This is a genomic window from Aquabacterium fontiphilum (assembly GCF_009909205.1).
In the GTDB taxonomy this organism is placed as follows: domain Bacteria; phylum Pseudomonadota; class Gammaproteobacteria; order Burkholderiales; family Burkholderiaceae_C; genus Aquabacterium; species Aquabacterium fontiphilum.
On sequence record NZ_JAAAPN010000003.1, the window covers coordinates 308,985 to 331,820 of the forward strand.

Sequence of the window (22,836 nt, forward strand, 5' to 3'; positions counted from 1 at the left end):
CTCCTCATGCCCCGTTTGCCCCTGACCCCGCCTCGACAAACCGGTGGCGCGCTGCGCAGCGCGCTCATGCTGCTCATGGGGGTGGCGCTGATGCTGGCTGGCCTGGCGGCCTGGTGGGTTACGCGGCCCTTGCCGCTGCGCGGTGGTGTAGCCGTCGAGTTCTCTGTCGAGCAAGGCAGCACCCCGAGGGATGTGGCCCGTGGCTGGGTAGAGGCGGGTGTGGAGGACTCTGACTGGCTGTTGTTCCAGTGGTTCCGCGTGTCCGGGCAGGCGCGGCAGATCCGTGCGGGCAGCTATGAATTGCCTCCAGGCAGCTCGGCCCGCGACCTGCTGCGCATGATGGTGCGCGGCGATGAGCGGCTGGCCACGGTACGTTTGATCGAGGGCTGGACGTTTGCGCAATGGCGCGCCGAGCTGGCGAGGGCAGACGGGCTGAAGCCCACAACGTCCGGGCTGTCTGCTGAAGAGATCATGGTGTTGCTCGAGCGGCCCGGTGTGGCGGCAGAAGGGCGCTTTTTCCCCGACACCTACGCGTACGCAAAAGGCTCGACCGATCTGGCCGTGATGCGGCGGGCGCTGCATGCCATGGAGCATCGGCTGGAGGAGGCCTGGCAGCAGCGCCAAGCCAACGTGCCACTCGCCAGCATGGAGCAGGCGCTGATACTGGCGTCAATTGTTGAAAAGGAAACCGGGCAGGCAGATGACCGTGCATTGGTGGCCGGGGTGTTTGCGAACCGGCTGCGCATCGGCATGCGTCTGCAGACCGATCCCACCGTGATCTACGGCTTGGGTGAACGTTTCGACGGCAACCTTCGCAAGATCGATTTGCAGACCGACACGCCGTACAACACCTACACTCGCGCCGGCCTGCCGCCCACGCCAATCGCCATGCCCGGCAAGGCGTCTTTGCTGGCCGCCGTGAGGCCGGCCGACACGCGGGCGCTGTACTTCGTCGCCCGAGGCGACGGCAGCAGCGTCTTCAGCAACACGCTGGACGAGCACAATCGCGCCGTCAACCGCTATCAGCGTCAGCTCAGAAGCAGCACACCATGAACCAGGGCAAAGGACGTTTCGTCACCGTCGAAGGCATCGACGGGGCAGGCAAAACCACGCACCTGCGCACCATCGAGCAGGCCTGGCGTGAGGCCGGACACGAGGTGGTGTGCACGCGCGAGCCCGGCGGCACGCCTGTGGCTGAATCCTTGCGCGAAATGGTGCTGCACCAGCCCATGGACCCGCTCACCGAATCGCTGCTGGTGTTCGCGGCCCGCCGTGACCACCTGGGGCAGGTGATCGAGCCGGCGCTGGCGCGGGGCGCCTGGGTGCTGTGCGACCGCTTCACCGACGCCACCTTTGCCTACCAGGGCGGTGGCCGTGGGTTTGACGAGGCCGTCCTGAGCCAATTGGAGCAATGGGTGCAGCAAGGTCGTCAGCCGGACGTGACCATCCTCTTCGATCTACCTCCAGCTGTCGCAGCGGCTCGCTTGCGCGACGCGCGCGCACCAGACCGTTTTGAGGCTCAGGATGTCGCCTTTTTCGAGCGTGTGCGTCAGGGCTACCTGCGCCGGCAGGCTGCCGACCCCGGTCGGTTCGTCGTGGTACAGGCCGATCGCACACCCGACGAGGTGGGCGCGGCCTTGCTGGCCGCCTTGCGTGAGCGGGGGGTGGCATGAGCGCCACCACCGCACTGGCGCCCTGGTTGTTGGGCCCGCTCCAGCAGGCGCTCGACCAGGTGCGGGGTCATGCCCTGCTGGTCCATGGGCAACCGGGTGTCGGGCAATTTGACTTCGGTTTGGCGCTGGCCTCTGCCTGGTTGTGCGAGGCGCAGGACGGCCAAGGCGCGCCGCTCAGGCCCGCGTGTGGCCGCTGCACGGCCTGCCACCTCATCCAGGCGAGGGCGCACCCGGACCTCATGGTCCTCCTGCCCGAGGCGCTGGAGGCCGCGCTGGGCTGGTCGGCGGCGTCGGACGACGATGGCAAGTCCGAGCCGGCCGGCAAAGGACGCAAGCCCAGCCAAGAGATCAAGGTCGAGGCTGTGCGGCGCGCGGTGGCCTTTTCTCAGCACACCTCGTCGCGCGGTCGAGCCAAGGTGATCCTGATCCATCCCGCTGGGCGCATGAACACCGTGTCAAGCAACACGCTGCTCAAGACGCTGGAAGAGCCTCCTGGCGCGGTGCGCTTCATCCTGTCGGCCGTGGGCTCGGTCGATGGCATCCTGCCCACCATCCGCAGCCGCTGCCAGATGTGGCATCTGGCCTTGCCCGACGCGGAGCCGGCGGTGCGCTGGTTGTGTGCACAGGCCGAGGGGCTGTCGGAGGGGGATGCGGCCCTGCTGCTGGCTGCCGCCGGCGGCGAACCCGGCACGGCGCTGGACAGGTTGACGCAAGGCCTGACCGCTTCAAGCTGGCGCGGGCTGCCTGCTCAGGTGGCGCAAGGGCAGGCCGGCGCGATGGCGCAATGGCCGTTGCCCCTCGTGATCGAGACACTGCAGAAGCTCTGTCTGGATCTCTCTGCCGTGTCGGTGGGTGGACAGCCGCATTACTTCGAGGCCGCGAGCCTGCCTGCGCCGCCACCGCTTGCCCGGCTGCTGGCTTGGCACAAGCAGCTGCAACAGGTGGCCCGACATGCCGAGCATCCTTGGCACGCCACCTTGCGGCTGGAAAGCCTGCTTGACCAAGCTGCACTGGCTCTTCGGCGGCGCGCGGCCTGAGGTGTATGGGAATGTAAACGCCCCCCGGACTGGGGGCTAGTTCACACCCTAACGGGGGGGCACCGCGTTACACTGCGCCCACGATGAGTGACTTTCAGACCACCGCCATGCCGTCCGCGTTCGCGGGTGCGGCGCCCGGCAAGCTGTCTTCCGGCCTGGGCGGATCAGCAGGTGCATTGCCCGCTTCTGGCAGCGCGGCGCGTCCGAGCGTCATTCAACTTGTCTTCCGCGAAAAGGGCGCGCTGTATGCTGCCTACATTCCGGCTTTCACCGATGGCGGGCTGTTCGTGCCCACCACCCGTGAGTACCGGCTCGGCGATGACATCTATCTGCTGCTGTCCTTACCCGAAGACCCCCAGCGCCACCCCGTGGCAGGCAAGATTGCCTGGATCACCCCGGCCAACGCGTCTGCGGGCCGCACGCAAGGTGTGGGGGTGCGCTTTCCGGCGGATGAAAAATCGCGTCTGTTGCGCTTGAAGATCGAGCAGATCCTCGGCACGAACATTTCCTCAAGCAAGCCCACTCAAACGCTTTGAGGCAAGATGGCGGCTTTTGCCCGCCGTTGCCCGGTGAGCGCTGACTGTTTGCTTGCGCCATGTTCGTTGATTCTCATTGCCACCTGGACTTTCCCGACTACACCGGGCGACTGGATGCCGTGCAGGCCGAAATGGCCGAGGCGGGTGTCGACCGTGCGCTGTGCATCAGCACCACGCTCGAGCGCTTTCCGGACGTGCACGCGCTGGCCATGGCCCACGATAACCTCTGGGCCACCGTCGGCGTTCATCCCGACAATGAGGGCGTTCAGGAGCCCACTGTCGAGGACCTGGTGCGGCTGGCCGCTTTGCCGCGTGTCGTGGGCATCGGCGAAACCGGGCTGGACTACTACCGCCTAGAAGGCCGCACAGTCGCCGACATGGCCTGGCAGCGCGATCGCTTTGCCGTCCACATCCAGGCGGCCCGGCTGACCGGCTTGCCGCTGGTGGTGCACACCCGCTCATCGGCCGAAGACACCGTGGCCGTGCTGCGCAGCGAAGGGCAGGGCACGGTGCGCGGCGTGTTCCACTGCTTTACCGAGTCGGAGGCCGTGGCGCGCCAGGCGCTGGACATGGGCTTCTACATTTCGTTTTCAGGCATCCTGACTTTCAAGAACGCCCAGGCCTTGCGCGACGTGGCGCGCTTCGTGCCGCTGGAGCGTTGCCTGATCGAGACCGACAGCCCTTATCTGGCGCCCGTGCCCCATCGGGGCAAGACCAACAGCCCGGCCTATGTGGCCCATGTGGCGCGCCAGCTGGCCGAGCTCAAAGGGGTGAACCCGGAGGAGGTGGGCCGTGTCACCTCACGCAACTTCGAGGATTTGTTCTCACGCGTGTGTGCACACTGAGGGTTTGCACACCCTGGCTGCGAGGGCCGTGTCAGACAATTTCTGACAGGCGGTTTGGTTGTTCGGCGACTACCGCCGATGTTCGGTGAAGCCTACAGTTGGCTCATCGACATGAACGCCACACACCGGAGGCCCGTATGCAAAAGCAGAGTCTGTACGCCAACCCGTTTGCCCTGATGATGGACCCGCAAGCGGTGGTGGATGCCATGGAGCGCTCCGAGCGCCTCAACCGTCTGCAAAGCCGCGTGTGCCGTCCGCTGGACAAGCCCCTGATTCCGCATGTGCACGGCGACCGCCAGGCCTTCGACGAGGCCGTGGATGCTGCTGCGGATGAAGTGGCCGAAGCCGATCCCGTTTGATTGCGGGCCGCGTGCCCGTTGTTGTCCTGTCTTTCTCCCGCTTACTCTTTTGCTTGCGGCAAGAGCGTGTTGAGGCCCGCCAATTGGCGGGCTCTTTTTTGGGCGCTCAGGGTGCAAGCCAGTGGCGCTCGAGGCGGCGTCCCCCGGTTGACAACGCCAGACACATCAGCGCGTAGATCAGCCCGACAAACAGATACGCTTCGAAGTAGTAGGGCCGCCAGATCGGATCACCCGACAATGCCAGAGAGAGGCTGCCTGTGAGCTCGTGCAGCCCAACCACCACGACCAGCGAGGTGTCCTTGAGCAGGCCGATGGCATGCCCCGTGAGGGCGGGCAGCACCACGCGAAACGCTTGCGGCAGCACGATGCGCCGCTCGATGCCCCAGCGGCCCAAGCCCAGCACCTTGCCGGCCTCTGACTGCTCGACCGGAATGGTCTGCAGGCCGCCGCGCATGATCTCTGCCAGGTAGGCTGAAGCAAACAATACGAGCGCCACGCCGGCTCGCACCAGCACGGACGGGGTGTATGCATGTGGCAGGATCAGTGGCAGCACGAACACGGCCGCAAACAGCAGTGTGACCAGTGGTACGCCGCGCACGACCTCGATGATGAACGTGGCGAGCAAGCCGGGCATGCCGCCCCGGTGTCGGGCCAGGGCGAGGCCCACGCCGATCGGCACCGACAACCACCAGCTCCCCAAGAACAACAGCAGGGTGAGCGGCAGCCCGCCCCAGTCGACGCTGGGCACCACAGCGAGGCCGAGCACGCCCCCATGCAACAGCGCAGCGCTGAGGGGCAGCCACACCAGACCGGCCACTGCCCAGCAGCGAAGGCGCAGGCGCGCCGGTGAGCACACCCATGTCAGCAGCATCAGCGCTGACAGGCCCAGCATGGTCAGAGGGCGCCAATGTGCCTCGGCCGGGAAGTGGCCCAACAGCATGGGCACACCCTTCTCGGCCACCACGCCCCAGCAGGCGCCACGGGACGCGGCCTGCGCGGAGGCCCGGCATGCATCCGCGTCCGCCTGCCAGACTGCGTGCTGAACGCCCCAAGCCCATAGCTGCCACGCCAGCCATGCGACCAGCAGCCAGCCCGTCGCGGTGGTCAGCCATGCGATCAGTCGCCGCGCCCCTGCGTTCATGCGGCGGCTCCCTTGAGCGCGTGGCGTCGGTTGAACCAGTTCATCAGCCCGGCTGCCAGCAGCGACAGGGCCAGGTAGATCGTCATCATGATGCTCACGCATGCAAGCACCTGTCCGGTCTGGTTGATCGTGGTGTTGCTGACCGAGACAAGATCGGGATAACCAATGGCCACGGCCAGAGATGAGTTCTTGATGAGGTTGAGATACTGGTTGGTGGCGGCGGGCACCACGGTGCGCCAGGCCTGAGGCAGCAGCACGCGTGTGATCTGCTGCCAGCGTGAGGCGCCCAGTGTATCGGCGGCCTCCAGCAACGAGGCGGGCACGGCATCGAGCCCGGCGCGGATCACCTCGGCCAGGAAGGCACTGGTGTAGACGCTCAACGCAGCGAGCAGGGCCAAAAACTCGGGGCTCACCGCAGCGCCCCCGCTCACGTTGAACGGGCCCTGCTCGGGGATGGACCAGTGCAGGCCTGCGGCATCCCATTGCGGCCAGGGGATCGCCAGCCCGCCCTTGCTCAACCAGATGCCCGGGCCCAGTGACAGCGCCTCGACGCTGTCGGGCAGCACCTCGATGACCAGGAAGTACCAGATCAGCAACTGCAGCAGCAGCGGCACATTGCGCACCACCTCGATGTAGACCACGGCCATGCCGCGCCACGCGCCGCGCCCATGTCGCCGAAGCAAGGCCACCGCCAAGGCGAGCAGCGTGCAAAGGATCAAGCCGGGCAAGGCCACCCTCAAGGTGTTGCCCAGACCGACGAGCAGCGCACGCCACAGCGGCTGGCTGGCGTCGAAGGCGAGCAGTCCGGTCTCGCCGATGTCAAAGCCCGCGGGCTGCCACAGAAACTCCCACATGCCGGGGCGTGTCAGCGGAAGGGGGGAGGGTAAAGCAGGCCGCCATCACGCCACAGGCGGTTGAGCCCGCGCTCCAGCTTGAGCGGTGACTGGCCTCCGACGTTGCGCTCGAACACCTCGCCGTAGTGGCCCACCGCCTGGATGGCGCGCATGGCCCACTGCGCGTCAAGCCCGAGGTGGCGGCCCAGGTCTTCACCCTTACCCAGCAGGCGCTGTACCGCGGGATCGCTGCTGCGCGCGGCGAGTTCCGCGGCCTTGGCGCGGGTAATGCCCAGCTCTTCTGCCTCGATCAGCGCGAACACCGTCCACTTGACGATGGCCGTCCATTCGTCATCGCCCCGGCGCACCATGGGGCCCAGCGGCTCTTTCGAGATCAGGTCGGGCAGGATCAGGTAGTCGTCCGGTTTGGGCGCCTCACGGTTGCGCACACTGGCCAGGGCCGATGCGTCCGCTGTGTAGGCCTGGCAGCGCCCAGAGAACAGCGCCTTGAATGCCGCCTCGTAGCTTTCGAACACGACGGGCTTGATGTTGAGTTGATGTTGCCGCGAAAAATCGGCCAGGTTGCGCTCTGTGGTGGTTCCGGCCTGGACACACACCTGGGCGCCTTTGAGGTCGGTGGCGCGTTGCACCTTGAACCGACGCGGCACCAAAAAGCCCTGACCATCGAAGTAGGTCACCGTGGTGAAGTGAAAACCAAGCGAGGCATCGCGGCTGAGCGTCCACGAGGTGTTGCGCGACAACAGATCCACCTGGCCGCCTTGCAGCCCGACAAAGCGCTGCTGTGCGTTGAGCGGCACGAAGCGCACCTTCTCCGGGTCGCGCAGCACAGCCGCCGCCACCGCACGGCAGACGTCCACGTCCAGGCCATGCCAGCGGCCCTTTGAGTCCGGCGCGGAGAAACCGGCCACGCCGGTGCTCACGCCACAGAGCAGTTGGCCTCGTTTGCGTACGGCGTCCAGCACCGGCCCCGCGCTGGCCTCGGCAGCAAAGACCAAGGCCAGCGCAGCGGCAGCTGCGACCCGGACCGCCGCGGCGGGGCGCAGGCGAGGAGGGAGGGGTGAGCGTAGGGGCATGGCGACGGGCTCCCGTGGATCAGCAGCTGTCATGGCGGAACACACCCAACCGCGCCCGCACCGGCTCGGCCATGGCCTCCCAGGGGGTGATGAGCGCCTGCGACAAGGCGTGGTGTGCGGGGCTGTCGGGACGCTCCTGCGCCAGCAGGCGAACCGCTTCGCGTGCCACCGCCTGGCCGCGGGCGGCGTTGGCCAGCAGATTGGCAATGGCCTGGTCCGCGGTGACGGGGCCTTCTTGCGGATGCCAGCAGTCGTAGTCCGTCACCATGGCCAGGGTCGCGTAGGCAATCTGCGCTTCACGGGCAAGCTTGGCTTCGGGCATGTTCGTCATGCCGATGATGCTGGCTCCCATGGACTGGTACCAATGAGACTCGGCGAGGCTGGAGAACTGCGGCCCTTCGATGCACACATAGGTGCCACCCTGGTGCAGCTGGACGCCGGGCGCGTGCGACGCCACGGCGCGGGCCAGGGCGCCCGCCACCAATGGGCACACAGGCTGAGCCATGGACACGTGCGCCACAGCGCCGTCGCCAAAGAAAGTGCTTTGCCGATTGCGGGTGAGGTCGATGAACTGATCGGGCAGCACCATGTCGAGCGGCGCGATGTCGGCCTTGAGCGAGCCCACGGCCGACATCGAGATCAGGTAACGCACACCCATCTGGCGCAAGGCGTGGATGTTGGCGCGGTAGGGCACTTCACCGGGCAGATAACGGTGGCCGCGGCCATGTCGCGCCAGAAACACGACCGGAACCCCATCCAGGCGTCCGCTGACCAGCACGTCCGAAGGCCGGCCGTAAGGCGTGTCGATCGCGTGTTCACAGATGTCCTGCAGGCCTTCCATTTGATAAAGGCCGCTGCCGCCAATGAGGCCGATGGCAATGGGTTGCATGTGGGGCTGTCCTTCTGATCACCGACGCTGCGCATCGGACTGCCGCATTGTGCCCCGCAGCAAGCAAGATGCGGGCACACCGTGTGCCGTTGCGAAGGCGGGAAGACCCTCGCACGAAAGGAAGCACCATGGCCAAGTACGGCAAGAAAGCATCAGAAGAAGTCGGCGAAGCCCTTCACGAGCTCAAGGAGGGCAAGCTGCGCAGCGGCGCCAAAGGCAAGCGCGTGACCAGCCGCAAGCAGGCCATCGCCATCGGCCTGTCGAAAGCACGTAAGGCGGGCGGCAAGGTGCCGCCCCCCAAACACTGAACCATGGAGCCTGGTGGTCAGCCCTGGCGCGCCACGCGCTCGGAGTTGGTGGTGGTGCGGCTGCCCTTGAGGTGCAGTTCGACGTCTTCGGGGTGGTTGCCGACGGCCCTGACAGCCTCACGAACCTGCTCCGGGCTGGCGTCGAATTTGTCTGACCAACGCTGAAGTTCGGCGGGATTGTCGACATCGATGCGGGCGGCAGGCGATTCGTTGGATGGCGAGATCATGCGTGGACTCCTTGGATGGGTGGTAGGTGACCGGGCATACCGGTGATGCCTGCTGGCGGCAACCGGCATGCCCGGTTGGCAGTGAAGCGCTCGCGCGGGCGAGCGCCCCATACAGCGCACGTGGCGGGGAACACCCCTTGCTGTCTCGATGTAGCTGGGGCCGGCCGCGAACGGCCGCCCGTTGTCCAACCCACACCGAAAGGAGCCGAAATGGCTAACGACCGCGAAGAGATGTTGATGACCTGGCTGCGCGACGCGCACGCCATGGAAGAGCAGGCGGAGCAAATGCTGAGCACGACGGCCGAGCGCATTGAGCACTACCCGAGCTTCAAGCAGAAGCTGGAGGCGCACTTGCGGGAAACGCAGCGCCAACGCGATGTGATTCGTGCCTGCATCGAACGCCGCGGTGGCGACACCTCCACCATCAAGGATCTCGCCGGCAAGATGATGGCCATGGGCCAAGGCCTCAGCGGGCTGTTTGTGGCCGACGAAGTGGTAAAGGCCGCGATGGCTTCTTATACCTTCGAGCACTTCGAGATCGCCTCTTATCGCTCGCTGATTGCGGCGGCCGAGGCTGTTGGCGACGTGGAGACGGCGCGGGTTTGCCGTGAAATTTTGGTGGAAGAAGAAGCCATGGCGGCCTGGATGGCAGCAGAGCTGCCAACAATCACCTCGCAATATCTGCAGCGGCTGGCGATGGATGTGGAGGCGAAGCATTGAGTCTTTTAAGCGCCGACGTCTTGCCTGCGCAGGTAAGGTCGGCGAGACTCCTCCGCAATCGCCGTTTGCGGTGGAGTCTTGAAGTTGGTGGGAGTTTTTGCCATGAGGTTGCATTTGCCTTTCCTCCTATGAGGAAACGATTGATCAGAAATGCAACTTAATATCAAGTCTCAGCGCGAGTATTTTTGACTTTTCACGCGCACTGCATGGCGGTCTCGGTCCGTGGAAAGGCTATTGACATCACCTCGGACTTGCGCAACATTTCCCCGCAGGTGTCCGTGTGCTGGTCTGAGATGTCGCGCAGATGCGGTACATGGATGCCCCTTAATCATTCTTTATGCACGGGGGTTTCATGACTTTGCGCAATGCTTTCAAGCCTCATCGGCTTGCGTTCACGACGGCTCTGATTATGGCGCCTTTTGGCGTCTCCGCATCAGGGTTCGATGTCTACCGTACGACAAATGATCACACGCTCGAAGTTCGAGTAAACCTGACAAATGCGTCAAGGGAGTACTGGAATTATCCAGAATATGTCGAAGATGAATCAGATTCCAGACGCAGGCGTGTGCGGCAGCTTCAGTCCAATCATGATTTCAATTTGGGACCCGTTGGTGATTGGTCAAACGAGATTAATCTGAGTGGCGCGTTGTCGATTTCTGGTAATTCGGTTTCGACCAGCGCGAATTCAAAAGTCAAGTCAGAGGTTTCGAATGCAATGGTGCGGCATCGCACTGACTTGTCTTACGTATGGGAAAGGGATACGGACTGGAATGATACAGCGTTCGCTCGCGCAACCGCATCATTCACGGGATTCGTCAACATCTCGGCGCCACAAAATGTTCTGATTGAGGCGTATGTTACCGGTGAGATGAGCGGCTTCCCGGGTCTCGCTGCAAGCATTGTTGATTATCGCGGGGAAGCACTTTGGGGAATTAACTGGCCCTTGAATGCTGACGGGTATTACGAGCGCCAGCCCGGCGCAGAGTACATCGTCGACGGAGACGTTCATATCCTTCGTATTCGGAAGGTTTTGACTCTTGCGCCCGGAGAGTATGAATTTTATTCCACCGCCGTGAGTGGCTATAGCTTGCATTTTGGCGGCTTTCCGTACGACAGCGCCGGGACAACGTCATTCAGCATCACGGCTGTTCCGGAAACCGAGTCTGTGGCCTTGACGGTCGCCGGATTACTGGTGATGGGTGTCGTATGGCGCGCGGGTCGGTCTGGCGCGGTTAGCAGTTGAGTGCAGGACACGGCGCATCAGTGCATGAAGTGGTGGGCGCGCGTTCAACGACGTGCGCGCGCCGTGTCACAGAGCACCGGATTGGCCTCCCCAGCAATCTAACTTGTTCACGAGAACAGGTAGTTGGGGCTTTGTGTTGTGATTGGCCGCTCGAATGAAGTTCTATTCTATTGACTGAATATCCGTTGTGAATTCAACAAGCAGCTGGTATTGCGTTTGATTCGCAACGATGGAGCGGATCCCTGTTGTGATTCAAGACGCAAGGAGTTTGAGTGTTGCGTTTAGCTTTCGACTTTCAGGATCTCGCCATAGAGGACTCGGGCGCGCTACCTCAGCCTTTCATGCACTGAGATTAAACTTTGTTCCAAAGTACAGACTTTCTGTAAAGCCGTTCCACATGCCCACCCACGCCTTCACCGTTCGCAAGCTCGCCGACACCGCAGGGGTCGGGGTGGAAGCGGTGCGCTTTTACCAGCGGCGCGGGCTGTTGCGTGAGCCTGCCCGTGAGGGCAATGGCTTTCGGCAGTACGACGAGGGTGACGTGCGGCGCCTGCGTTTCATCAAGCGCGCACAAGAGTTGGGCTTCTCCCTCGATGACGTGGCCTCGCTGGTGTCTTTGAGCGCCGAGACCGATCAGGTTCGCGTGCGGGAGATCACCCAGCAACGTGTGCTGGACATCCGTCAGCGAGCCACACAACTGGAAGCCATGGCCGTTGCCCTAGAAGGCTTGGTCACTTGTTGCCAGAAGTCGGCCAAGGGCGATCACTGCCCCATCATCGCGGCCCTGGTGGATCACGCCCCTCGACCCGCAGGGCTGGTGGCCGCATGACCATGCTCCGCGCGCTCAAGCATTGGATTTGCCGACTGATGGTCGGCGTGATCCTGTTCGCGCAGATGAGCGTGGCGGCCTACGCCTGCCCCAGCAACGTCTTCTCCGGCAATGCCCCCGCCGACGCCATCACAGCGATGGGCGCCATGGTGGATTGTGAGCAGATGGGCGAAGGCTTGGGCAAGCATCTGGACCAAGCCAACCCTGGCCTGTGCGCCGAGCATTGCCACCCCACCCAACAAAGCGATCACACCCAGGTGCCTACCGTGCCTGCGGCGCTGTTGATCGCGCTGTACACCGTCGCCCTGACGGTGGACGCCACAAGGCCGGATGGCCTGGCGCCGACTGCGGACAGCCGCCTTCATGCGGCGCCACCACCGCTGTCCATACTGCACTGCTGCTTCCGAATTTGACACGCCGAGTGACGCGGCGCTGAAAGGCCTGACGGCCGCTTCAGCGCCTGGTCGCGCAGGTTGCTGGCCAATGCAGGCGCGTGGCGTTCTGCCTTGCCTGCCCTGTCCCGCGCACGCCTACGCCATGGGCTTCATTCGGAGGTGTCATGTTTCCCCATTTTTCGCTCCTATCACGCAGGAGCATGCAACTGGTCGATCTCGGTCATCCCATCTGCATGAGCATGCTCATGCGCATTCGCACGTGCTTCCAAGGTGTCGCCGTTCTGGTGGCCCTCAGCCTCGCATCCTTCCACGCCCATGCCGGGGATGTCCTGACGTTTGAACAGGCTCTCAGGCTTTCCCAGGCGCGCTCACAACAACTGGTGGCCCAGAACCACGCCACGGCGGCTGCCCGCGACATGGTGGTTTCGGCCGCACAGCAGCCCGATCCCGTCCTCAAACTGGGCATCAACAACCTGCCCATCAGCGGACCTGATCGCTTCAGTGTCACCCGCGATTTCATGACCATGCGCTCGGTGGGCCTCATGCAGGAGTTCACCCGTCAAGACAAACGCCTTGCACGGTCCATGCGCTTTGAGCGGGAAGCCCAGGCCAGCGAGGCCAGCCGGGCCCAGGCGCTGGCTCAATTGCAACGTGACACGGCCATGGCCTGGCTGGATCTCTACTACCAGGAACGCATGCTGGCCCTGGTCAAGGCCCAGCGCGATGAAATCCGCCTGCAAGTGGAGGCGACTGAGGTCGCCTATCGAGGGGGCAGAGGATCGCAAACTGAAGTGCTCGCTGCCCGCGCAGCGCTTGCTCAGGTGGATGACCGCATCGACCAGGCCATGCGTGAAGTGAGCACAGCGCAGACCGCGCTGCGCCGGTGGACAGGTCGTGCAGCCGACACGCCCCTGGGCGATGCGCCCGACACCCGCCATGTTCCCTCGCACCTGAACGATCTGGAAAGCACCCTGACCGCGCACCCTGACATCACCGTCCTGATCCGGCAGGAAGAGATGGCCCAGGCCGACGCAGACCTGGCCCGAGCCAACAAACAAGCCGACTGGGGTGTGGAGCTGATGCTCAGTCAACGTGGGCCCGGCTATTCCAAGATGGCCTCTGTCAATGTCTCTGTTCCCTTGCAATGGGATCAAAAGAGCCGTCAAGACCGCGACCTGGCTGCCAAGTTGGCCACCGTTGAGCAGATGCGCGCCCAGCGCGAAGAAGCCACACGGGAGCACCTTTCCCAGGTCACGGCGATGCTCCAGACTTGGCAGAGCAGCCGGGATCGACTGCGTCGCTACGACAGCGTCTTGATCCCCCTGGCAGCCGAGCGAACCCAGGCCGCTTTGACCGCCTACCGAGGCGGCAGCGGCACGCTGGCCTCCGTGCTGGAGGCTCGCCGCATGGCCTTGGACACCCAGATGGACCGGCTTCGACTCGACATGGAAGTAGCTCGCATCTGGGCGCAGCTCAACTACCTGATTCCGGTGGAACACGACTTGACCATGCCCGTTCTTGACCGCTGACACGGAGCCTCACATGAAACTCAAAAATCTGGTGATCGCCATGATTGCCGCCACAGCACTGAGTGCCGCCTCGTATGGCCTGTACGCGTTGGGCATGCAAAGAGGCATGGGCATGAGCGCCGACGCAGATCAGCACCCCGCTCAGCCCGCCGCTGAAGCAAACGCCACCCAAGCCCTGCCGCACAGCGTGGCCGAGGGTGAAGACGCCACCCGGCGCCACATCGCCGATGGCCTCAAGGCTGGCGACATGGACCCAGTCACCGGCAAGAAGATCTTGTACTACCACGACCCCATGGTGCCGGGCAACAAGTTTGACAAGCCCGCGAAGTCGCCATTCATGGACATGATGCTGGTGCCCGTCTACGCAGACAGCGATGGCGACCAGGGCAAGGTCACTGTGAGCCCACGCATCCAGCAGAACCTGGGCGTGCGCACCGCAGAGGTCACCGAGGGGGTGCTGTCACCCCAAGTTTCTGCCGTGGGCAGCATCGCCTACAACGAACGCGACCAGGTTGTCCTGCAAGCGCGGGCGGCAGGGTTTGTCGAGAGGCTGCATGTGCGCGCCACATTGGATGCGGTCAAACAAGGTCACCCCCTGGCCGATCTCTACGTGCCGGACTGGGTGGCGGCACAAGAAGAGTTCTTGTCTGTTCGCCGCATGCAGGGCCACGACCTAGGCAGCTTGGTCGATGGCGCTCGCCAGCGCATGCGTCAGGTCGGCATGAGCGAGGATCAGATCAAGCGCGTCGAGCAAACCGGCAAGACCCAGCCGCGCATCACTTTGGCGGCACCCATCAACGGCGTGCTCAGTGAGTTGATGGTGCGCGAAGGCATGTCCGTCATGCCAGGGGCCACCTTGTTGCGCATCAACGGCGTGTCCACGGTTTGGGCCAACGCCGAAGTGCCGGAGAGTCAGGTCGCACAACTGCGCCCAGGCACCAGGGTTCAGGCGCGCAGCCCGGCTGTACCCGGCACCACCTTTGAAGGCACTGTTCAGGCTCTGGTGCCAGAGGTCAACCCTGGCACCCGCACCCTCAAGGCCCGCGTTCAATTGAACAACCCAGGCATGCGCCTGGTGCCGGGCATGAGCGTGACCATGCAGTTCATGGACATGCGTGCCGACAAGTCCTTGTTGATCCCCACAGAGGCCGTCATCCAGACGGGCACGCGCACCGTGGTGATGCTGGCCGAAGACAAAGGGCGGTTCCGCCCGGTCGAGATCGAGGCAGGCATCGAGAGTGATGGGCAAACCGAGGTCAAGCGCGGCCTGGATGTGGGCCAGCGTGTGGTGGTGTCATCGCAGTTCCTGATCGATTCCGAAGCCAGCCTCAAGGGTGTTGAGGCGCGGCTCAATGGCGCACCGGCACCGACCATGGACAACACCGCGCCCAGACACGAAGGTCAGGGCAAGGTGGAAGCCCTGGCAGACGAGGCCATCACCTTGTCGCACGGGCCGATTGCCTCACTCAAGTGGGGCTCTATGACGATGGATTTCAAGGTGCCGCTCAAGGGCGGGCTGCCCCGCCATCTGGAGGTGGGTGACCCGGTGAGCTTTGAGTTCTACATGGATGCCGACGGCATGCCGCAGTTGACCCGACTGTCGCACCTGGCACCCGAGCCCCAGCCTGCACCCGAGGTGCCCCATCACACCCATGGCCCGGCCAAGCAAGGGAGCAAGCCATGATCGCCCGCCTGATCCGTTGGTCCATCACCAATCGCTTTCTGGTGCTGCTGGCCACCTTGATGCTCAGTGCATGGGGGGTGTATTCGGTTGCGAGAACGCCGCTGGACGCCTTGCCCGACCTGTCTGATGTGCAAGTCATCATCCGCACGACCTACCCAGGCCAGGCGCCGCGCATTGTGGAGAACCAGGTCACCTACCCGCTGACCACGACCATGCTGTCGGTGCCTGGCGCCAAGACGGTGCGGGGGTACTCCTTCTTCGGCGACTCTTATGTCTACGTGCTGTTCGAGGACGGCACCGATCTGTACTGGGCCCGCTCACGTGTGCTGGAGTACCTGAACCAGGTTCAGTCGCGTTTGCCTGCCAGCGCCAAGGCGTCGCTGGGGCCCGACGCCACGGGTGTGGGCTGGATTTACCAATACGCCCTGGTGGACCGTGGAGGCACACAGGATGCGGGTCAGTTGCGTGCCTTGCAGGACTGGTTCTTGAAGTACGAACTCAAGACCGTGCCCAATGTGGCGGAAGTGGCCTCTGTAGGCGGCATGGTGCGCCAGTACCAAGTGGTGCTGGACCCCGACAAACTGGCCACCTACGGCATCCCGCACACCCAGGTGGTCGAGGCCATCCAGAAGGCCAACCAGGAGGCGGGCGGTTCGGTGCTGGAGTTGGGCGAAGCCGAGTACATGGTGCGCGCCTCTGGCTACCTGCAATCGCTGGACGATTTCCGACAAGTGCCCTTGGTTACCACCGACGCAGGCGTATCAGTGCGCCTGGGGGATGTGGCCCGCATCCAAATGGGACCCGAGATGCGCCGGGGCATTGGTGAATTGGACGGTGAGGGGGAAGCCGCCGGTGGCGTGATCGTGATGCGCTCAGGCAAGAACGCGTTGGAGACGATTGCTGCGGTGAAGGCCAAGCTCAAGACCCTGCAAGCCAGTTTGCCCAAGGGGGTGGAGATCGTGCCGGTGTACGACCGATCCACCCTCATCGAGCGTGCGGTGGAGAACCTCTCGCACAAACTGCTCGAAGAGTTTGCCGTGGTGGCCGTGGTGTGCTTTGTCTTCCTGTTTCACCTGCGCTCGGCCCTGGTGGCCATCATCTCGCTGCCCCTGGGCATCCTGGCAGCTTTCATCGTCATGCACCACCAAGGCGTGAACGCCAACATCATGTCGCTGGGTGGCATCGCCATTGCCATCGGCGCCATGGTGGACGCAGCCGTGGTGATGATCGAGAACGCCCACAAACACCTGGAACACTGGGAGCAGGCCCATCCCGATCAAACGCTGGAAGGTGCCGAGCGCTGGAAGGTCATCGGCGACTCGGCGGCCGAGGTCGGGCCCGCGCTGTTTTTCTCGCTGTTGATCATCACGCTGTCCTTTGTGCCGGTGTTCACGCTGGAGGCGCAAGAGGGGCGGCTGTTCTCGCCGCTGGCCTTCACCAAAACCTACGCCATGGCGGCGGCAGCGGGCTTGTCGGTCACGCTGATCCCCGTGCTGATGGGCTACCTGATCCGTGGCCGCATCCCCAGCGAGCAGAGCAACCCGCTCAACCGACTCCTGATTGCCATCTACCGCCCGCTGCTCAATGCGGTCTTGCAAGGCCCCAAGCGCACGCTGGCGGTGGCCACCGTGTTGCTGTTGCTCAGCTTGTGGCCCTTGCAGCACATTGGCGGTGAGTTCATGCCCAAGCTGGACGAGGGCGACCTGCTCTACATGCCAACGGCCCTGCCAGGCTTGTCCGCAGGCAAGGCCGCCGAGCTGCTTCAGCAAACCGACCGTTTGATCAAGACTGTGCCCGAAGTGGCCAGTGTGTATGGCAAGGCAGGCCGCGCCGAAACCGCGACCGACCCGGCGCCCATGGAGATGTTCGAGACCACCATCCAGTTCAAACCAAAAGACCAATGGCGCCCGGGCATGACGCAAGACAGGCTGGTTGAAGAGCTGGACCGCATTGTCAAAGTGCCCGGCCTGGCCAACATCTGGGTGCCCCCCATCCGCAACCGCATCGACATGCTGGCCACCGGCATCAAGAGCCCCGTGGGCGTCAAGGTGGCGGGCACCGACCTGGCCACCATCGACCGACTCACGGGTGAGATCGAGCGGGCGCTCAAGGATGTGCCCGGTGTCAGCAGCGCCTTGGCCGAACGCCTGACAGGTGGCCGGTATGTGGACGTCAACATCCGCCGCGATGCCGCCGCGCGCTTTGGCATGAACATCGCCGATGTGCAGTCGGTCATCAGCTCGGCAGTGGGCGGCGAGAACATCGGCGAAACGGTGGAAGGCTTGCAGCGCTTTCCGATCAACCTGCGCTACCCACGCGAAACACGTGATTCGCTGGAAAAACTGCGCACCTTGCCCATCGTGAACGAGCGTGGACAGCGCCTGGTCTTGTCCGATGTGGCCGACATCCGCGTGACCGATGGCCCGCCCATGCTGCGCAGCGAGAACGCCCGCCTGTCAGGCTGGGTGTATGTGGACATCCGGGGGCGGGATCTGCGATCAGCGGTGCAGGACATGCAAAAGGCTGTCGCGGCCAAGGTCAAACTGCCGCCTGGCTACTCGGTGTCCTGGTCAGGCCAGTTCGAGTTCCTGGAGCGGGCCACGGCCAAGCTCAAGGTGGTGGTGCCGTTCACGCTGCTGATCATCTTCGTGTTGCTGTACCTGACATTCGGCGCGTTTGACGAAGCCTTGCTGATCATGGCCACGCTGCCCTTTGCCCTGGTGGGGGGCATCTGGTTGCTCTACCTGTTGGGTTACAACCTGTCGGTGGCCGGGGCAGTCGGGTTCATTGCATTGGCTGGCGTGTCCGCCGAGTTCGGCGTGATCATGCTGCTCTACCTCAAGCAGGCTTGGGGTGAGCGCATCGACAAGGGCCAGGTCAGTGTCGATGACCTGCTGGACGCCATCCGTGACGGTGCCGTGCTGCGCGTGCGCCCCAAGGCCATGACGGTGGCAGTGATCCTCGCGGGCTTGCTGCCGATCATGTGGGGTGCAGGCACGGGCTCCGAGGTCATGCAGCGCATTGCTGCACCCATGGTCGGGGGCATGATCACGGCGCCACTGCTGTCGATGTTCGTGATTCCAGCTGCGTACCTGCTGATTCGCCGCAGCAAAAAGGCAAGGCGCGCCACGCAAGCGCCTCACATGAAACATGCCTGAAGGCTGTCACGCCATCACCCACAACAACAGCCACCTCGACTGGCCTTCTCGGGTTTGAGCGGCCCATTTGTCACCACCACAGGGGTGTAGCCAGCCTCCTTGATTGCGTCGCGAAGTTCATCTGCATCCGCCTCTGTGGGTTCGATCTGGACTTGGTGCGACTGCAACTCGATCCGTACGGTGGCCTCTTTATCGACGGCCCGCACCGCCTTGGTGATGGTGCTGACGCAATGGCCGCAAGTCATGTCCTTGACTTCAAAAGTGATCATCAGAAACTCCGATTGGTTTGGGGTGGATTCACTTTCAAGCTTCCTACAGCAGGAAGGTCAAGCACCTGTTTTCAATAACCCCGCAGTTAAGGAAGGTCTGCACAAATGAGCGCTGACCGTGGTTGGGTGCACTGACATGACCAGATTGGCGGTTGAACGCTCTCCCGGCAGGTGTTTTGGGCACGTTTCGCGCCCATTTCCCATGCGCTGGACGCACTCATGCCAAGCTCCCCGTCAAACGCTTGCGCACCATCCACAAATTGGCCAGCGCAAACAGCGTGTGCAACTGCGCCGTGTTCTTGGCCAGGCCGCGGTAGCGCACCTTCACATGACCGAACTGGCGCTTGATGACGCGGAACGGGTGCTCCACCTTTGCGCGGATGCTGGCCTTGATGCGCTCGACCTGATCGGTCAAAGCATCCATGGGATCAGCCTTGTCCAGCAGCTTGCGCAAGCCCGGGCGCATGGCCACATGCCACTGCACATCGTCTTTTGCGTCTGGCCGTTTGTGTGCGCCTTGGTAGCCAGCATCAGCGAAGACATCCGTCTCTTGCCCATGCAGCAAACTGTTGGCTTCGACCACATCGTTGACGTTGCCCGATGTGCCGCGCACGGTGTGCACCAGGCCGGAATCGGCGTCCACGCCAATGTGCGCCTTCATGCCGAAGAACCACTGCTGGCCCTTCTTGCTTTGGTGCATCTCCGGGTCTCGTTCACCGCTGGCGTTCTTGGTCGAGCTCGGCGCCGAGATCAGCGTGGCATCGACCACCGTGCCACTGCGCAGCATCAGGCCTTTGGCACCCAGCAGCAGATTGACCGTTGCGAGGATCCGCTCGGCCAGCTTGTGCTTCTCCAGCACATGGCGGAAGCGCAAGATGGTGCTCTCGTCGGGCAGTCGGTCATCCCAGCCGCCGAGGCCGGCGAAGTCGCGAAACAGGGGCATGTCGTGCAGCGCTTCTTCCATGGCCGGGTCGCTCAGCGTGAACCACTGCTGCATGAAGTGGATGCGCAGCAGCGACTCCACCGGGAACGGCGGGCGGCCGCGTTTGCCTTCGGGCATGAATGGCGCGATCTGCGCCACCAGGTCGGACCACGGCACCACCCGGTCCATCTCGTCGAGGAACTCCCGGCGGCGCGTGCGCTTCGTCGATGTTCCCAATCCAAGGCTGCTCTGCTTCATGGGCTCAATGGTCTCAGGCAATCAGGCCGGCGCCAAGCACGTGTCCGGGCGATTTATGCAGACCTTCCCTAACGTGATTTAACACTTTCGTCAAGGCGCATTTTTAATTTCCGTCACGATCATCTTCCCACCCTCGCTGAGGACCATGAATTTCACCTGATCACCAGGCTTGAGATTGGACAAGATGCTCTTGTCTTTGGCGGTAAACACCATGGTCATGCCTGGCATGTCCAGGTGCTTGATGTCACCATGCTTGATGGTGACTTTGCCGTTGGTCTGATCAATTTTCTTGATCTCGCCGTCGGTCATTGCGGGAGCCTGCGCGGACTCCATCTTCGAATGGTCCATGGCAGCTTGAGCGAATGAAGCAAGTGGAGAAGCGATGCCGATGGCACAAGCCGATACGGCTAAAAATTTAGCAATGACGTTCATTGTTGACCTCATGAATAAGAGTTAAAAACCAGAACCGATCCGTCTTTGCGGATCAGCAGCACTTGGTATGGATCGCGGTGACCATCAAAGTCAGGCCCATCCATCCCAGGAGATCCGACAGGCATGCCAGGCACAGCCAAACCCAGGGCATGTGGCCTGTCTTTGAGCAACCGGCGGATATCGCGCGCAGGGACGTGCCCCTCGATCACATAGCCGGACACCACAGCCGTGTGACAGGATGCCTGCCGCTCCGGCATCCCAAGGGTGGCACGCGCGGCCTTGTTGCCCTCATCCACCACGGTGACGACGAAGCCATTGTGCTCAAGGTGCGAGACCCACAGCTTGCAACAGCCGCAGTTGGGATCTTTCCACACCTTGATTGGTGTTCGCTCCGCAGTCTCTGAGGCCGCCCAAATCGTCGGCGTACATGCCAATGACAAGGCCGCCATCAGCACTTTGCGCCTAGAGCGCAATGGAGACACAGATTGGTCTCGCATGATCATTTCTTCGAAACCTGGACCTTGCCCTTCATGCCCGCCTCGTAGTGACCAGGAATCAAGCACGCGAAATTCACTGTCCCGGCTTTAGTGAACTGCCAGACGATTTCACCTTGCTGCCCAGGCGCAATGGTCACCTTGTTGGGCTCGTCGTGCTCCATGTTCGGGAACTTCTTCATCAGCTCCAAATGCTCCAAAAGTTCCTTTTCGGTCCCCAGGTTCATCTCGTGCTTGATCTGGCCTGCGTTTCTGACGACGAAGCGCACTGTTTCGCCCTGCTTGACTTGAATCGATGCAGGTTCAAATCGCATCTTGTCGCTCATCGAAACCTTGATCGTTCTGGTGACTTTCGATGCCCGACCAGGCTTGCCGATGGCGGTTTCTTCAGCGGCCTGGGTTCCTGCACCATGGTCATGCGCATGGTCTCCCCCAGCAAATGCGGAAGCGGACAGCGTCAAGCAAGTTGCAGCAATGAAGTGGGTGGCGAATCGACGTTTGTTCATCATGAAAAATCCGTATCAAGAGGTTGAGAATCAGTGATCGCTGTGAGACGTCGGCTTGCGGGCTCGCACCTCGACAGCCTTGTCAGGCTTCTTGGCCCGGGGCATAGATTGCCCACCTTCAGACTTGAATCTGGCAGGCTCACTCAAGGGGCCGGTATATTCATGTGCCACGGTGCCTGCAGGATGCTTAAACCAACCAGGGTCCTTGTAGTCGCCATGCTTTTGGTTCTTGCGAACCTTGACGACACTGAACATGCCGCCCATCTCGACCGAGCCAAAAGGCCCTTCGCCAGTCATCATGGGTACCGTGTTGTCAGGTATCGGCATTTCCATCTCGGTCATGTCGGCCATCCCACGCTCGCCCATGACCATGTACTCAGGCAAAAGGCCCTTGATCTTTTTGGCAACGCCACGGTGATCCACACCAATCAGATTTGGAACGTCATGCCCCATGGCGTTCATGGTGTGATGGCTCTTGTGGCAGTGAAAAGCCCAGTCCCCCTCCTCATCGGCCAAAAACTCGATCTGCCGCATTTGCCCAACGGCAACGTCGGTGGTCACCTCGTACCAGCGAGTGCTCTTCGGCGTCGGACCACCATCGGTGCCTGTCACCAAGAATTCATGTCCATGCAAATGGATGGGGTGGTTCGTCATCGTGAGATTGCCAACCCGGATGCGCACTTTGTCGTTGAGTCGAACGTTGAGCGAGTCGACCCCGGGAAAGATGCGGCTGTTCCACGCCCACAGATTGAAGTCAAGCATGGTCATCGTCTTGGGGGTGTAACTGCCCGGATCGATGTCAAAAGCATTGAGCAAGAAGCAGAAGTCTCTGTTGACCTCATCGATCAACGGGTGCTTGTTCTTCGGGTGCGTGACCCAAAACCCCATCATGCCCATGGCCATCTGTGTCATTTCGTCGGCATGGGGGTGATACATGAACGTTCCTGGACGACGTGCCACGAACTCGTAAACGTAGGTCTTCCCCACAGGAATGGCGGGCTGATTCAAACCGGCCACACCGTCCATGCCGTTGGGCAGCCGCTGTCCATGCCAATGGATGCTCGTGTGCTCAGGCAACCGATTGGTGACATAAAGCCGAACACGGTCGCCTTCAACCACCTCAATGGTGGGCCCCGGGCTTTGCCCGTTGTACCCCCACAGGTGTGCCTTGAAGCCTGGCGCCATCTCTCTCACCACGGGCTCGGCAACCAAATGGAACTCCTTGACGCCTTGGTTCATCCGCCAAGGCAAAGTCCAGCCATTCAAGGTCACCACAGGGTTGTAAGAACGCCCTGTTTCAGGAACGAGAGGAGCCATGGTGTCCGAACTGGTCTGAATCACCGGCTCAGGCAAAGCGGCCATCGCCACGCGACTGACGGCACTGGCTGCCACGGCGCCACCAGCAATGCCAGCCATCCTGAAAAAATCTCTTCTTGACGACATCTTTGTTCCTTT

Annotated in this window: 25 protein-coding genes; 14 read left to right on the top strand and 11 right to left on the bottom strand. The window is 62.7% G+C overall.

What is annotated here, in order from left to right; all coding sequences use genetic code 11:
- The first annotated feature begins 6 nt into the window (after positions 1-6).
- The 6 genes from mltG to GTZ97_RS05220 all read left to right on the top strand — a co-directional run bounded on the left by mltG (position 7) and on the right by GTZ97_RS05220 (position 4,450).
- A complete protein-coding gene (gene mltG / locus GTZ97_RS05195) occupies positions 7-1,053 on the top strand; it encodes an endolytic transglycosylase MltG (protein ID WP_201748163.1) in 1,047 nt (348 codons plus the stop codon).
- Positions 1,050-1,673: a dTMP kinase gene (gene tmk / locus GTZ97_RS05200; protein ID WP_161649509.1), complete on the top strand. Its 624-nt coding sequence runs from the start codon at positions 1,050-1,052 to the stop codon at positions 1,671-1,673. The genes mltG and tmk overlap by 4 nt, the downstream gene beginning before the upstream one ends.
- Entirely contained in the window at positions 1,670-2,710 is a 1,041-nt protein-coding gene (locus GTZ97_RS05205) for a DNA polymerase III delta subunit-related protein (protein ID WP_161649510.1), read from the top strand. Before tmk ends, GTZ97_RS05205 begins: the two co-directional genes overlap by 4 nt.
- Positions 2,711-2,817: 107 nt before the next feature.
- A complete protein-coding gene (locus GTZ97_RS05210; RefSeq protein ID WP_161649567.1) occupies positions 2,818-3,246 on the top strand; it encodes a PilZ domain-containing protein in 429 nt (142 codons plus the stop codon).
- A 59-nt stretch (positions 3,247-3,305) separates the two neighbouring features.
- Complete coding sequence (locus GTZ97_RS05215) at positions 3,306-4,091, top strand: TatD family hydrolase (protein ID WP_161649511.1); 786 nt, start codon at positions 3,306-3,308, stop codon at positions 4,089-4,091.
- 137 nt (positions 4,092-4,228) lie between these two features.
- Positions 4,229-4,450 carry a hypothetical protein gene (locus GTZ97_RS05220; protein ID WP_161649512.1) on the top strand — a complete coding sequence of 74 codons (222 nt, stop codon included), beginning with the start codon at positions 4,229-4,231 and terminating at the stop codon, positions 4,448-4,450.
- A 106-nt stretch (positions 4,451-4,556) separates the two neighbouring features.
- On the opposite strand, the gene GTZ97_RS05225 is transcribed toward GTZ97_RS05220, so the two are convergent.
- From GTZ97_RS05225 to mtnP, 4 genes are read right to left on the bottom strand one after another with little or no spacing between them, the layout of a single operon-like run.
- Positions 4,557-5,591: an amino acid ABC transporter permease gene (locus GTZ97_RS05225; RefSeq protein ID WP_161649513.1), complete on the bottom strand. Its 1,035-nt coding sequence runs from the start codon at positions 5,589-5,591 to the stop codon at positions 4,557-4,559.
- On the bottom strand, positions 5,588-6,445 hold the full coding sequence (locus tag GTZ97_RS05230; RefSeq protein ID WP_161649514.1) for an ABC transporter permease subunit: 858 nt from the start codon (positions 6,443-6,445) through the stop codon (positions 5,588-5,590). Before GTZ97_RS05230 ends, GTZ97_RS05225 begins: the two co-directional genes overlap by 4 nt.
- 11 nt (positions 6,446-6,456) lie before the next feature.
- A complete protein-coding gene (locus tag GTZ97_RS05235; protein WP_161649515.1) occupies positions 6,457-7,518 on the bottom strand; it encodes an amino acid ABC transporter substrate-binding protein in 1,062 nt (353 codons plus the stop codon).
- Positions 7,519-7,537: 19 nt separating this feature from the next.
- Positions 7,538-8,407 (bottom strand): S-methyl-5'-thioadenosine phosphorylase, encoded by an 870-nt coding sequence (gene mtnP / locus GTZ97_RS05240; protein WP_161649516.1) that lies wholly within the window; start codon positions 8,405-8,407, stop codon positions 7,538-7,540.
- 128 nt (positions 8,408-8,535) lie between these two features.
- On the opposite strand from mtnP, the gene GTZ97_RS05245 reads away from it, so the two are divergent.
- Complete coding sequence (locus GTZ97_RS05245) at positions 8,536-8,715, top strand: DUF6496 domain-containing protein (protein WP_161649517.1); 180 nt, start codon at positions 8,536-8,538, stop codon at positions 8,713-8,715.
- A 17-nt stretch (positions 8,716-8,732) separates the two neighbouring features.
- Here GTZ97_RS05245 and GTZ97_RS05250 read toward each other — a convergent pair whose 3' ends face one another.
- Entirely contained in the window at positions 8,733-8,942 is a 210-nt protein-coding gene (locus GTZ97_RS05250) for a DUF3606 domain-containing protein (protein WP_161649518.1), read from the bottom strand.
- Positions 8,943-9,152: 210 nt separating this feature from the next.
- Between GTZ97_RS05250 and GTZ97_RS05255 the strand changes: the two genes are divergently transcribed.
- The 7 genes from GTZ97_RS05255 (at position 9,153) to GTZ97_RS05285 (ending at position 18,500) form a co-directional block, all read left to right on the top strand.
- Positions 9,153-9,662, top strand: a complete 510-nt coding sequence (locus tag GTZ97_RS05255) for a ferritin-like domain-containing protein (protein WP_161649519.1) — start codon at positions 9,153-9,155, stop codon at positions 9,660-9,662.
- A 352-nt stretch (positions 9,663-10,014) separates the two neighbouring features.
- Complete coding sequence (locus GTZ97_RS05260; RefSeq protein ID WP_161649520.1) at positions 10,015-10,905, top strand: hypothetical protein; 891 nt, start codon at positions 10,015-10,017, stop codon at positions 10,903-10,905.
- Between the two features lie 397 nt (positions 10,906-11,302).
- A complete protein-coding gene (locus tag GTZ97_RS05265) occupies positions 11,303-11,734 on the top strand; it encodes a MerR family transcriptional regulator (protein WP_161649521.1) in 432 nt (143 codons plus the stop codon).
- Positions 11,731-12,147, top strand: coding sequence for a hypothetical protein (locus GTZ97_RS05270; RefSeq protein ID WP_161649522.1), 417 nt, complete (start codon positions 11,731-11,733; stop codon positions 12,145-12,147). Before GTZ97_RS05265 ends, GTZ97_RS05270 begins: the two co-directional genes overlap by 4 nt.
- Before the next feature lie 182 nt (positions 12,148-12,329).
- Complete coding sequence (locus GTZ97_RS05275) at positions 12,330-13,658, top strand: TolC family protein (protein ID WP_236651022.1); 1,329 nt, start codon at positions 12,330-12,332, stop codon at positions 13,656-13,658.
- Between the two features lie 13 nt (positions 13,659-13,671).
- A complete protein-coding gene (locus GTZ97_RS05280; protein WP_161649523.1) occupies positions 13,672-15,342 on the top strand; it encodes an efflux RND transporter periplasmic adaptor subunit in 1,671 nt (556 codons plus the stop codon).
- Complete coding sequence (locus GTZ97_RS05285; protein WP_161649524.1) at positions 15,339-18,500, top strand: efflux RND transporter permease subunit; 3,162 nt, start codon at positions 15,339-15,341, stop codon at positions 18,498-18,500. The genes GTZ97_RS05280 and GTZ97_RS05285 overlap by 4 nt, the downstream gene beginning before the upstream one ends.
- Before the next feature lie 14 nt (positions 18,501-18,514).
- On the opposite strand, the gene GTZ97_RS05290 is transcribed toward GTZ97_RS05285, so the two are convergent.
- The 6 genes from GTZ97_RS05290 to GTZ97_RS05315 form a co-directional block, all read right to left on the bottom strand.
- Positions 18,515-18,769, bottom strand: a complete 255-nt coding sequence (locus GTZ97_RS05290) for a heavy-metal-associated domain-containing protein (protein WP_161649525.1) — start codon at positions 18,767-18,769, stop codon at positions 18,515-18,517.
- A gap of 217 nt (positions 18,770-18,986) precedes the next feature.
- Complete coding sequence (locus tag GTZ97_RS05295) at positions 18,987-19,949, bottom strand: IS5-like element ISBmu20 family transposase (protein WP_161649526.1); 963 nt, start codon at positions 19,947-19,949, stop codon at positions 18,987-18,989.
- Between the two features lie 90 nt (positions 19,950-20,039).
- Entirely contained in the window at positions 20,040-20,381 is a 342-nt protein-coding gene (locus tag GTZ97_RS05300; protein WP_133611068.1) for a copper-binding protein, read from the bottom strand.
- Positions 20,382-20,389: 8 nt separating this feature from the next.
- Positions 20,390-20,878, bottom strand: coding sequence for a DUF411 domain-containing protein (locus GTZ97_RS05305; RefSeq protein WP_125244137.1), 489 nt, complete (start codon positions 20,876-20,878; stop codon positions 20,390-20,392).
- Between the two features lie 2 nt (positions 20,879-20,880).
- On the bottom strand, positions 20,881-21,384 hold the full coding sequence (locus GTZ97_RS05310) for a cupredoxin domain-containing protein (RefSeq protein WP_236651023.1): 504 nt from the start codon (positions 21,382-21,384) through the stop codon (positions 20,881-20,883).
- 27 nt (positions 21,385-21,411) lie between these two features.
- Positions 21,412-22,824 carry a multicopper oxidase family protein gene (locus GTZ97_RS05315; protein WP_161649527.1) on the bottom strand — a complete coding sequence of 471 codons (1,413 nt, stop codon included), beginning with the start codon at positions 22,822-22,824 and terminating at the stop codon, positions 21,412-21,414.
- Positions 22,825-22,836 lie beyond the last annotated feature (12 nt).